This is a genomic window from Candidatus Zixiibacteriota bacterium (genome assembly GCA_014728145.1).
Lineage (GTDB): Bacteria > Zixibacteria > MSB-5A5 > JAABVY01 > JAABVY01 > WJMC01.
This window is the reverse complement of record WJMC01000124.1, coordinates 1-12,163: the sequence shown is the minus strand read 5'-3', so window position 1 is coordinate 12,163 and position 12,163 is coordinate 1. Positions and strand designations below refer to the sequence as shown.

The window sequence follows — 12,163 nt, the reverse complement described above, 5'->3', positions numbered from 1 at the left end:
TGCTCTGGAGCGCGCCTACCGGCGGTTTCTATGACGGTCACCTGGTCGATGCTTCTCCGGCTATCGGTCCCGATGGAAGTATCTATGTCGGAACCGATCCGTATGGAGCGTTTGGAATACAACCGGTCGAAGTGGACACGAGCTTCTTTGCTTTCCATCCCGACGGCAGTTTCAAGTGGGCCTTCGAAACCGGCGACGGTGTCGAATCTTCGCCGGCGATTGCCGAGGACGGGACGATCTATTTCGGTTCCTACGATAGCTGTGTCTATGCCCTGGCCGACGATGTCGATTCGGCCCGGATGATCTGGAAATACAAGACCGGTGGTCCGGTTGACGCTTCCCCCACTATCGACGGCGACGGTATCATCTATATCGGATCGCGCGATTCTAACCTCTATGCCTTCTATCCCGACGGTTCACTGCGCTACAAGTTCAAGGCCGGCGGAGGGATCGAATCATCCGCCACAATCGATGATCGCGGATATCTGTATTTTGGGGCTTTCGACGGTAAATTTTATGCGCTCGGGTCCGGTGCTTTGGATCTGGGATTGAAATCAGCCGAAATTCCCAAAAGGATTTTACCAAACGCTACATGGTCACCTGAAGCAGTGGTAAAAAACTTCCGTCATGGACGTCAGTCCGCCCTTGTTACCTGTAAAATTGAGGATTCCAGCGCGGTTGTTTATCTCGATACGGTCCAGATCACTGATCTGGCCAGCGGTGATACGGTTTCCATTGATTTTGATCATTTCCAGTTCCCTTCACTGATCGGAGCAGTATTCAGCATCAGTTATGAGAGCATTAATCCCGAAGATGACAACAGCTATAATGACCTGCTGACCGGTGAAATTATCGTCTTGGAGAAAGACTACGACTGCGGTGACGCCAATTTCGACCAGATGGTGAACATCACCGATGCGGTTTATATCATCAATTACGTCTTCTTGCAGGGCGATGCCCCGCAACCCTACGATGCCGGTGATGTTAACTGCGATAATCTGGTGAACGTTTCCGACGCGGTCTACCTGCTGGCGTTTATTTTCCAGAACGGCGCAAACCCCTGCGATACAGATGGTGACATGCTTCCCGACTGCTGAAAATGTGTCAAATTATACCTTGCCGGGAAACCGGACTCGTTTTTCCCCGTTAAATATTATTATCTTTCGGTTGACATTTTATGCGGATTTCCGAAATTTATCCGATCCGTGAGATGTTGCAGGATAGCCTGAAGAACTATGTTTTTACTATAAGGAGTAATGATGAAAGCTTTTCAAACAAGCATTAAACTGATTCTGTTCACAACCTTTCTATCAGCTCTTGTGGCGGTCGGTCTGGCCTGCGGTTCAAAGGAACAACCGACACCGCCGGTGGCTAAGATCAGCCCCAAAGTCGACACTTTTCACAGCGAAATTCGCACAGATGACTATTTCTGGCTCAGGGACAGGGAGGATCCGGATGTGATCGCTTACCTCGAAGCGGAAAACCAGTATGCCGAAGAAGTCATGGCACACACCAATGAGTTCCAGAAAGAGCTTTACGACGAAATCCTGTCCCGTATCAAGGAAACCGATGAGGATGTGCCCACCAAGATCGATGATTATTATTACTACACGCGCACGGAAGAGGGCAAACAGTACAGGATTTACTGCCGCAAGAAAGGCTCACTGGATGCTGAAGAAGAGATTTACCTGGACCAGAACGTGCTGGCGGAAAACTACGATTACTTCGATATCGCAACCATGAAGGTCAGCCCGGATCACAACCTTCTGGCATTCTCGATGGACACCCTCGGACGCGAGCGTTTCACGCTGGTAATCAAGGATCTAAACAGCGGGGAATATCTCAAGGACACGATTACCGATATCGGCTATTCCGTTGTATGGGCTAACGATAACAAGACCCTGTTTTATACAATGCGCGATGAAGCCAATCGTCCCCACAAGGCGTTCCGCCATAAACTGGGCTCGAAGCAGGCCGATGACCCGATGGTTTTTCACGAGGAGGACGATGCTTTCTGGATGGGCATGGGCAAGTCCAGCAGTGAAAAATATATATTTATCGGAATCGGCTCTAAAAACACCAGTGAATATCACTACATAAAGGCCGACCAGCCTGATGCCAAATTTAAAATCATCACGCCCCGGGTACGTGAGGTCGAATACGATGTCGATCATCATGACGACCGCTTTTTGATCATGACCAACAAGGATGCCCAAAATTTTAAGCTGGTGGAAGCCCCGATCGGCACCTCCAGTATGGATGATTGGGAGGAAGTAATACCCCACCGCGCTGAGGTAAAGCTGGACGGTATGGACCTGTTCGAAGACTACATGGTAATTTACGAACGCGAGAAGGGACTAAATAATATCCATGTTTACAACTTCAGCGATGGCAGTGACTATTACATAGATTTTCCTGAGCCTATCTACACTGTCAGCGGTGGTGCCAACCCGGAATACGAGACCGACAAACTGCGTTTTATTTATTACTCTATGGTAACTCCCCGTTCGGTCTACGATTACGATTTGGAAACCCGCGAGCGCGAGCTCAAAAAACAGCAGGAAGTCCTTGGTGGCTACGATCCCAGCCAGTATGAGACCAAGCGGGTCTATGCCACCAGCCATGACGGCACCGAGATTCCTATCTCAATGGTCTACAAAAAAGATCAATTCAAGCAGGATGGTACGAATCTGCTTTACCTGTATGTCTATGGCGCCTACGGCAGTTCCATGGACCCCTGGTTCTCGAGCGTGAGGTTGTCGCTTCTCGACCGCGGGTTCGTATGGGCGCTGGCTCATGTGCGTGGGGGAGGCCTGTTGGGCCGGCAATGGTACGAAGAGGGCAAACTTCTTAAAAAACGCAATACCTTCCTCGACCTGATCGCCTGCGGAGAACACCTGGTCAAAGAGAATTACACGTCCAAAGAAAAAATGGTTGTTGCGGGAGGTTCGGCCGGCGGTATGACTGTCGGCGCAACCATGAATATGAGGCCGGACCTGTTTGAGATCGTGATCGCGCAGGTGCCGTTTGTGGATGTGATCAACACCATGATGGACCCCACCATTCCTCTCACCGTGGTTGAATACGATGAATGGGGAAATCCGAATGACGAAGAATACTATAATTATATGCGTTCGTATTCACCCTATGACAATGTCAAGGCACAGGATTACCCCACGATTCTGATCACCGCCGGTCTCAATGATCCCCGTGTGCAGTACTGGGAACCGGCCAAATGGACCGCCAAACTGCGTGCCACTAAAACCGATGACAACCCGCTTTTATTCAAGATCAAGATGGGTGAGGGGCATATGGGAGCCAGCGGTCGCTACGACGCCATTAAAGATATAGCTTTCGAATATGCCTTTATTTTCGATCATTTCGGAATTAATAAATAGATTGATGATCTCGACGCCCCGGCCATAGAGACCGGGGCGTTTTTTCATGAGGTTGGTATGAAACAACTTATTGCGATGTTAACATTGCTTATGATACTTCTGCCGTTTAGCGCGCACGCTCAGGAGATAACAGGCTATACAACACTGACTCCGGACAGCGTGGAAATCTACTATGAAACGCAGGGTGAAGGTATGCCGATTATGATTATTGCCGGCGGTCCGGGGGGCAATCCGAATTTTTATCGGTATACCCACTCCGACTGGCTCGAATATGGCCGGCTGGTGTATGTGCATAACCGCGGACGGGGGCGTTCAGAAAACCTGGATCATCTCAAAGACGCCTACTCCGTCGAAAAAGACGTGCTCGACATCGAGGCCGTCAGGCAGTCGCTGGGAGCTGAAAGGATTATTGTTTATGGCCATTCCTATGGCGGTACTCCGGCCTTGATGTATGCGCTGAAATACCCCCGCCACTGCCATGCAGTCATAACTTCCTGCACTCACTCAGGGAGAGATTCCTTTCAAAAGTATAATATTGATGGTATGAAATATTTTCTACAACGGCAGTTTCCCGAACAGTGGGCAGTTTTCGATTCACTGCATTCAGCGGGCTTAGCGACTTCAGATTCACTTTTCGAAAAGGTCTGGCCGGACATCAGTGAGATGTATTACTACGATCCGGACAACGCGTCTATCATGGACAGTATCTGGAAACTCAGCAGTGACAGCCTGTCGGTGGGATTCAATTACATGGTCTACCTCGCCATTGTCGGACCCGATCCGGAATGGTCGGTGGAGGGGACTCTCAGGGATGTTGAACTGGTTCCGCAGTTAAACAAGGTTGAATGCCCGGCCCTGATCGTCAGCGGGCGCTACGATCGCGTCTGTCCGCCGATTGTACAAAAAGAGATCGCCGACGCACTGCCGAATGGGAAGCTGGTGATGTTCGAAAAGTCAGGCCACAGGCCGTTTATTGAACAGAAAAACAGGTTTTTTGAAATCAGCGGAGAGTTTCTGGATTCGGTCATAAACAAAACGGGCGGAGAATAATCCCCGCCCGTTGAACTGCGTATCTATCGCCTACACAAATACTTCTTCCTTCTTATTCTTTTTAGAGCGTGTGGATTTCTTCTTTGATGAAGATTTAGTCTTTGTGCCGGCTTTGGACTTTGCGCTTTTCGCTTTTGTGGATTTGTCTTTGGCTTTACCGGTTTTGGCTTTAGATCGGGTGGATTTTGATGACTTCTTGTCTTTGCCGGATGATTTAGTCGACGGCGCCATATCTTCGACCGCTTTTTCGACCGGTTTATCATTTATATCCGGCATTGGAGGAGTCAAAAGAGCTTCATCCTGACCGATCGACGGCATCATACCCATACTGCCCGAGATCCCTTCCTCGACAGCCTTCTCGACCTGTTCACTCTCGGATTTTATGGTGTCCGCGATATCATTGACTGCTTCAGTTTCCGGCTCTGTCGGTTGTTTTTGCTCAGGTTCAGCCCGTTCTTTTTCGGGCTCAGCTTCGGCATTGAGTTTGTCTTGTGAAACTTGTTCAGCAGTTTCCTGATCTGATTCGGAATTTTCCTGTTGAGCTATGGGCTCATCATCCCCGGATTGCCCGGCTTCAATTTCAGTTTCAGCAACTGATTTTTCCGGGGCCGTTTGAAGCGGTTCCTCTTCGGCTGACATCGCGACTTCTGGATCACCTGCCTGCTCTTCTTCAGGGACCGGCGTATCCGCAGTGGAAGGAGCCTCTTCGCTTTCTGATTTAACTTCAGCCTGGTCTTCATTCACCATTGAGTCTTCAGGTTTGTCCTCCGGCACCGATTCGGTTTCCGCCTGATCCCGGGAAGCGGTTTCCGCTTCAACTTCTTCCCCTGTCTCGGGGGTTTCCGTTTCAGGCTGGATTTCAACCGCGGGCGAATCCTTCGGTTCGTTGCCGATAAGTTCACCGATCTGCTCAATCAGCTGATCGAAATTGAGCTTGGTGATATGGGCATTGGCCTTGAGGAATTTGGCACGCGCTTTCATGCCGATATCTCCGATCGATGAATACACGATGACCGGTGTGTTTCTGAATTTGCTTCCCCTGACCGCGACAGTTAATGCCAGACCGTCCATACGAGGCATCTCGACGTCGGAGATGATCAGATCGAGCGATCCATCGTACTTGTCAAGAGCATCCAGCGCTTCTTTGCCGTCACGTGCCTGGAGGACTTCGAAACCGAGGTCTTCCAGCTCGGAGGCCAGCATGGTGCGCACCGCCGGAGAATCCTCGGCCACCAGGATATGTCGTCCCCCGCCGACAACAGGAGCTGCCTTGGAAATCTGGGAGTTGGCTACCTGTCTCAACTGCGGGCTGATATCCATGATGATGTTCTCGTAATCGAGAAGCAAAACCATACGGTCTTCACTCGGTTTGACAATCCCGATTACGTAGCGCTGGTCGAAACCGTGCATTACTTTGGTCGGGTCGATGACATCTTCCCATTTGAAATGATGAATCCAGTCGATTCGGTCAACCCAGAAACCGTTGGTCATTTCAAAAAACTCAGTAATAATCACTTTCTGGGGCGGTTCCTCATCACTGCGGGGAATGCTCAGAAAATACGCCAGGTCGATAAGGGGTACCACGGTACCGCGGTCCTCGAAGACGCCTCGAATGGCTGGATGAGATTCCGGCATGGACATGAACTGGTTCATGTGCGAGACAATCTTTTTAACCTTGAGAATGTTGATTCCGAATGCATGTCCGCAGACGTTGTATTCGAGAACACGCAGTTCATTGGCTCCCGATTTCAGATAAGATTCAGCCTCGAATCCATCCAAATGTGCCATGATTTACTCCTCTATCTTTAGTGTGAACTTAAATTCAGCTCCTCCTTTGGGACGTCCCTGGGCCCAGATTTTACCCCCCATGGCAGATATTGCCTGGTTGCAGAAAAACAATCCCAGACCGACCCCGCGGTGCTTGCCTTCTTTGCGGAGTTCGAGTTGTCTGAACTTGTCGAACAGTTCATTGGGATCGAAATCGTTAAACCCGGGACCCTGGTCGGCGATCGTGACGATCAGGTAGCCCTTGCGCGCAACCCCTGTTATGATGATCTCGCCATCGGGCGGAGAATGCCGGATAGCGTTGTACAGGAGGTTATCCATGACCCGCAAAAGCAGGCCCGGATCGGCCGCGACAACATAATCCCGGTCCGGATGGTTGACGACGACTCTTATACCTTGCTCATCGGCAGTCGATGAGATCAGCTCGAGGCTGTTTTCTATCAACTGCTTGAAAGGGACGGTTTCCATCATTACCGGAATGCCCATTTGGCCCGATTTTGAAATAAACATTAAATCGCCGATGATGGCGCGGGCGCGTTCCATGGCAACTTCACTGCTTTTGACCAGATCGACATGATTTTTCCTGTTCAAGTCGAGCCGGTCGTTTTCGAGAAGTCTAAGGATCGCTTGCATGGCGGCCAGGGGTCCCTCGAGATCGTGTACGAAAAGCGAAATCAACTCCAGAAGTTGATCGATCTCCGTACCTTCCGATCTGGATACGTCAATATACTTCGTGTTTGGAATACTCACAACATCTCCGAGGTTTCCCGTTACTTTATTATCACCTGGTACTGAGTAGCTCAGTTAATTAAAATATCGGCATGCAGTAGCATTAGTTGAGGAACACCACAGGCTTAAAACCCTCATAAACACAGGCTGTACAAAATATATACAGATAGTTTTTGCGTTTTCTGAAGAAGGCCTTATTTTAGCCCTTTAACGGAAAGGCGGCTTGTTCATAATGAAACTTCTTTTCGTCGGCGAAGTTGTCGGCAAGCGTGGAAAAACGATCCTGCAGAAAAACCTATCCCGGATTCGCAATGAACTCGAACTCGATTTCGTGATCGTCAACGGCAACAAAATCGACAATGGTTTTTCAGTTAATTCCGAGGATGTCGAGGATCTCGAGAGAGCGGGGGTAGATGTTATCACCCTGGGCGACAACTGCTTTAAAAAACGGGCAACGGTCGAGCTTCTGGATTCCTATGATTTCGTACTGCGTCCGGCCAACGCCTTCATCGGCAACCCCGGTCGTGGGTTTACCATCAGGGAAACATCCAGCAATATTCCGGTCTGCGTGATTTCGGTTTTCGGCCGTACAAATTTCAAAAATCCCATGCTCAATGATCCCTTTATGGCCGCCAAAGGTATTATCAAACAGCACGAAGATTCAGCCAAAATAATCATAGTTGATTTCCATGCCAACGCCACTTCCGAAAAATTGTGCCTGGGCTATTTTCTGAGTGGACGGGTGAGTGCGGTAATCGGTACTCATTTTTCTGTCCAGACCGCTGATTTGAATCTGGACGACAACGGTACCGCTTATATCTCCGATGTCGGTATCCTGGGCAGTAAGTACTCGGTCGTCGGTTACCGTCCGGAGGGAATCATTGAATCGTACATGACCTCTCTGTTTCCTCGCAAAAAAGTGGCTGAAAACGACTATATATTCAATTCCCTGCTTTTGGATATCGATCCCGAAACCGGGCGTACCCGCACAGTCTCCTGTTTCAATCGCGATGTGGATAAAAACGACCGGATAGAAATCTAAAAGTCAATTTTAAAAGGACTTCCGGGATCGTCCTCGTAACGGATCTCATCGACTTCTTCCCTGCGTTTTCTGCCGGCATATAGCTTGTTCGGGGCGTTCAGGATCAAACCCTCGTTTTCACCCATGTTTTTATAGGCATGGACTACTCCGGGCGGGATTTTTACCGATACGAGCTCTTCTCTATTAATTTCAATCCTGGCTTTCTTCCGGTATGTTAGTGAGTCTGGACGATTGTCCCATACAAGCAACACAAAATCTGAAGTTCCCAGAAAGCAGAACAGGTCGGTTTGACAGCGATGTTCATGAGGCCCGCGACTCATCCCCGGTCGGGTCATTGAGATGTAGGCCATCTGCGGAAATTGTCCCTCGTCGAGCTCATCGGCCCGGTAAATTTCCGCCAGCCATCCGCGCTGGTCCTCAAAAGCTTTCAGCCGTTTGATATCTACACCCGTAATGTTGTAATCAGGATTCATTTTCTTTCCGCTTTCGTATTTCACTGACCCTTTTGAACAGGTATTCACCGTATTCACTTTCAATGTAGTAATCGATGATTTCGTTCACCTGCGCATCGTCAATATATCCCCGACGGTAGGCGATTTCCTCGAGGCAGGCGAGTTTTTTTCCGGTTTTCTCTTCATGTTTCTGGACCAGCCAGGAAGCCGTTTGAAGTGATGACGGGGTTCCGGCATCGATCCAGTCGACACCGCGTGTGATAATCCAGACGTGGAGTTGGTTTAATGACAGATAATTATTCATCACATCCACGATCTCGAGTTCTCCACGTTTCGAAGGTTTCAATTTTTCGGCGATTTCGCAGACACGCGCATCGGTCAGGTAGAGACCGGTCATGGCATAATTGGATTCGGACTTCCGGGGTTTTTCCACCAGGCTTTTAATCTGATCCGCATGATTCATTTCAATCACCCCGTAACGACAAGCATTCTGGACATAACGGCCGAAAATTACCGCGCCGGTTTTGAACTTTGTGGCATAATCCCTGAATGGCTGGTAATGGCTGAAGAAATTATCTCCCAGGATCAATGCCACCGGATCGTCTCCGATAAACTCCCGTCCGATCAGGTATGCCTGAGCGATCCCCTCCGGGCTCGGCTGTTCGGTGTATCGAAATCTCAGCCCCAGACGGCTTCCGTCGCCAAACAATGCCTCGAACCTGGGAAGATCGAGTGGAGTCGAAATAATCATTATCTCCCGGATTCCCATTTCCATCAATGTGGCCAGCGGGTAGTAGATCATCGGTTTGTCGTAGATCGGCAGAAGCTGTTTGGAAAGCACACTGGTGGCAGGATACAGGCGAGTTCCCCGTCCCCCGGCCAGGATTATCCCCTTCTTAATCGGATTGTAGAGCATCGCTATCTCCCGGATTGTTGCCGTACCAGCGTTCGTAATATTTTTGATAGTTTGATCCCAGGCAATTTTTCAGCCAGCGGCTGTTTTCAATATACCATTTCACGGTCTGTTCGAGACAATGCTCGAACTTACAGCTGGCTTCAAATCCCAGTTCGGTCTCGATGCGGGATGCATCGAGCGCGTAACGGCGGTCATGTCCGGGACGGTCGGCCACGAATTTTATCAGGTCGGCATGACCGGTCTCGCCGCTGATACGGTCGACAAGCTCACAAATCATTTTGACCAGCTCCAGATTTTCGCACTCGTAACCGGTTGATATATTATATGCTTTACCGCTATTGCCGTGTTCGAAGACAAGTTCGAGCGCGCGGCAGTGTTCCTCCACGTAGAGCCAGTCGCGAACCTGCCGGCCGTCGCCGTAAATCGGGATCGATTTGCCCGAAAGACAGTTCAGGATCGTCAATGGAATCAGCTTTTCGGGGTACTGGCGGGGACCGAAGTTGTTGGAGCAATTGGTAATAACTGTATCCATCCGGTAGGTCCTGTGGTATGCCATGACTGCCTGGTCGGCCGAAGCCTTACTGGCGGCATAGGGCGAGGAAGGCCGGTGCGGGCTTGTTTCGCTGAACCTGCCGGAGCCTTCCAGGCTTCCGTAGACTTCGTCGGTTGAAACCTGGTGAAAGCGAAATGCGCGCCCGGCAGTCATGGATTTCCTGGCAGTTTCCAGCAAACTCAGGGTACCCATCAGGTTCGTTTGAAAAAAGAAATCAGGATCCATGATCGAGCGGTCGACATGAGTTTCAGCGGCGAAATTGATCAGTCCATCGAAATTATAACGTTCAAACAGATCAACCAGCAGGTTGCGGTCGCATATATCCCCCTTGTGGAAGATGTAGTTTGGACTGTTTTTGAGGTCGATCAGGTTGTCAGGATTGGCCGCGTAGGTCAGTTTATCGAGGTTTACAAACAGCCATGAGGGATGCTTTGGTAACTCGTACAATAAAAAATTAGCGCCGATAAATCCGGCCCCGCCGGTGACGAGGATCCGTCGTTCCCATTTGTGGTCGTTTATTTTCATCCAAGTTACTGCCGATTATCACCTTACATTATACCCCCGGATTCCCGGATTGTCAAGTTGTCGTTGTGGGTATCGAATTTACCGATAAAATTGGACTTTCTTACCGAACATAAAACTTGCTTTTCTGGATAAATTAGTTATACTGTCAAAGTCGGCACCAAAAGGTTAGAAGAAACTAACCGTGTAGGTTGCAACTTTAGGTTAGACATGATTAAAAAGCTGGTGTCGGCATTATTATATCTGCTGTGTTGGGCTTCGTTCAGTTCCGCTGCAATATTTGAAGTGCCGAAAGATTATCCTACTATCCAGGAAGCAATTACAGGTTCCCAGGATGGTGATACGGTACTCGTCGCTGTTGGCGTTTATTACGAGAACATTGACTTGAACGGGAAAGATATCCTCCTGAGTTCATTGTTTTTGTACGATTCCAGCTGGCAGACGGTGCAGGAAACCGTAATCGACGGTTCCCAGAGCAGTGAGGCCGATTCCGGATCGGTGGTGATCTTTCATTCAGGTGAAAGCAATGCCTGCCGGTTAAATGGTTTTACGATTAGAGCCGGGTTCGGCACCCTTACCGGTGGTACTTACCAGGGGGGCGGAATTCTCTGTTGCAGTAATTCCAACCCGAAAATCACGAACAACATCATCAAGCACAACAACTCCATCACCGGGGGAGGCTGTGCTTTTATGGACAGCAACCCGATTTTATATCGCAACCTGATCGACGACAATTCCGCTTTTGTGGGGGGCGGTATGAGTCTGGACAATTCCCGCGCGGTCATAAATAACTGCGTATTCGCCTTCAATAACGCCACGGATTCAGCCGGAGCTATGCATATTCTCCTATGCGATGGTACTGTTGTTAAAAACAGTGTTTTCTACAAAAACAATATCGAAACCGGCAGTCCCTGGGGAGCTATAAGTTGTTTCTTTTCCTTTCCCCAGATCAGTTACAACGATTTTTACGGAAACCTGGGAGGCGACCTGGGTAACTGCTTCGAGGAATACGGGGATACTTCCTGCTGTCTCAATTTCAACCTGATTCCCTGCGACACCTTTTTCAATATATTCCGCGATCCGCTTTTTTTAGACCCCGCGGGAGGCGACTTCCGGGTCGATCCCCTGTCACCATTGATCGATGCGGGTGCGGGCCAGAGCCCGGATTTTCCTTACAACGGAATCAGAAACGATATCGGCCTGTTCGAATATCAGTTTTTGATCGGTGACAGCAACAATGACAGTGAATTCAATGTATCCGATGCCTATTTCCTGGTGCGCTACATCTTTGAAGAAGGTCCTCCCCCGCTCCCGCTGTGGGCCGGTGACTACAACTGCGACCGTGTGCTGGATGTTTCCGATGTGATCTCCATGGTCAACCGGATTTTCTTCAATGCCCCGGGCCCCTGCAACGACGATTGATTATCCGCACTTTCCTTCAAATAAATTTCGCCCATGCCTGTATATACACTGATGAGTAAACGGTCGGTTGTGTTTTTAATTTTGTTGCATTTTGACTTAATCGGTCTAACTTGTCGGTATTGAAGATAATTGTGAAAACAAGGAGGAAAATATGCAGAAGAAAACTATCCGCCGCAGTTCGCTTTTGGTTCTGATGTTCGTAATGTTTATGCTCCCGGTGGTCTTCACCGGTTGCGGAACACAGGTTCCATCGGGCCACCATGGAGTCAAGTACCTCAAGTTCCAGGGTGGAAC

Annotated in this window: 11 protein-coding genes; 6 read left to right on the top strand and 5 right to left on the bottom strand. The window is 49.4% G+C overall.

The window, feature by feature from the left end:
- The 3 genes from GF404_07485 to GF404_07475 all read left to right on the top strand — a co-directional run.
- The coding region (locus GF404_07485; GenBank protein MBD3382022.1) for a PQQ-binding-like beta-propeller repeat protein at positions 1-1,097 on the top strand (1,097 nt) is incomplete at its 5' end.
- A gap of 162 nt (positions 1,098-1,259) precedes the next feature.
- A complete protein-coding gene (locus GF404_07480; GenBank protein ID MBD3382021.1) occupies positions 1,260-3,398 on the top strand; it encodes a prolyl oligopeptidase family serine peptidase in 2,139 nt (712 codons plus the stop codon).
- A 57-nt stretch (positions 3,399-3,455) separates the two neighbouring features.
- A complete protein-coding gene (locus GF404_07475; protein ID MBD3382020.1) occupies positions 3,456-4,448 on the top strand; it encodes an alpha/beta fold hydrolase in 993 nt (330 codons plus the stop codon).
- A 30-nt stretch (positions 4,449-4,478) separates the two neighbouring features.
- Here the strand turns inward: GF404_07475 and GF404_07470 are convergent, their stop codons facing one another.
- Positions 4,479-6,236, bottom strand: coding sequence for a response regulator (locus GF404_07470; protein MBD3382019.1), 1,758 nt, complete (start codon positions 6,234-6,236; stop codon positions 4,479-4,481).
- A gap of 3 nt (positions 6,237-6,239) precedes the next feature.
- Complete coding sequence (locus GF404_07465; GenBank protein MBD3382018.1) at positions 6,240-6,983, bottom strand: hypothetical protein; 744 nt, start codon at positions 6,981-6,983, stop codon at positions 6,240-6,242.
- 211 nt (positions 6,984-7,194) lie between these two features.
- Here GF404_07465 and GF404_07460 point away from each other — a divergent pair, with 211 nt between their 5' ends.
- A complete protein-coding gene (locus GF404_07460; protein ID MBD3382017.1) occupies positions 7,195-8,004 on the top strand; it encodes a metallophosphoesterase in 810 nt (269 codons plus the stop codon).
- On the opposite strand, the gene GF404_07455 is transcribed toward GF404_07460, so the two are convergent.
- Genes GF404_07455 through rfbB form a run of 3 tightly spaced genes read right to left on the bottom strand, consistent with a single transcriptional unit; the run spans position 8,001 to position 10,450 of the window.
- Positions 8,001-8,477 carry a dTDP-4-dehydrorhamnose 3,5-epimerase gene (locus GF404_07455; protein ID MBD3382016.1) on the bottom strand — a complete coding sequence of 159 codons (477 nt, stop codon included), beginning with the start codon at positions 8,475-8,477 and terminating at the stop codon, positions 8,001-8,003. The two genes, GF404_07460 and GF404_07455, sit on opposite strands and share 4 nt — an antisense overlap.
- Complete coding sequence (locus GF404_07450; protein MBD3382015.1) at positions 8,467-9,372, bottom strand: NTP transferase domain-containing protein; 906 nt, start codon at positions 9,370-9,372, stop codon at positions 8,467-8,469. Before GF404_07450 ends, GF404_07455 begins: the two co-directional genes overlap by 11 nt.
- Positions 9,353-10,450 (bottom strand): dTDP-glucose 4,6-dehydratase, encoded by a 1,098-nt coding sequence (rfbB, locus tag GF404_07445; protein MBD3382014.1) that lies wholly within the window; start codon positions 10,448-10,450, stop codon positions 9,353-9,355. Before rfbB ends, GF404_07450 begins: the two co-directional genes overlap by 20 nt.
- 282 nt (positions 10,451-10,732) lie before the next feature.
- On the opposite strand from rfbB, the gene GF404_07440 reads away from it, so the two are divergent.
- Positions 10,733-11,869 (top strand): hypothetical protein, encoded by a 1,137-nt coding sequence (locus GF404_07440; protein ID MBD3382013.1) that lies wholly within the window; start codon positions 10,733-10,735, stop codon positions 11,867-11,869.
- Positions 11,870-12,020: 151 nt separating this feature from the next.
- The coding region (locus GF404_07435) for a hypothetical protein (protein MBD3382012.1) at positions 12,021-12,163 on the top strand (143 nt) is incomplete at its 3' end.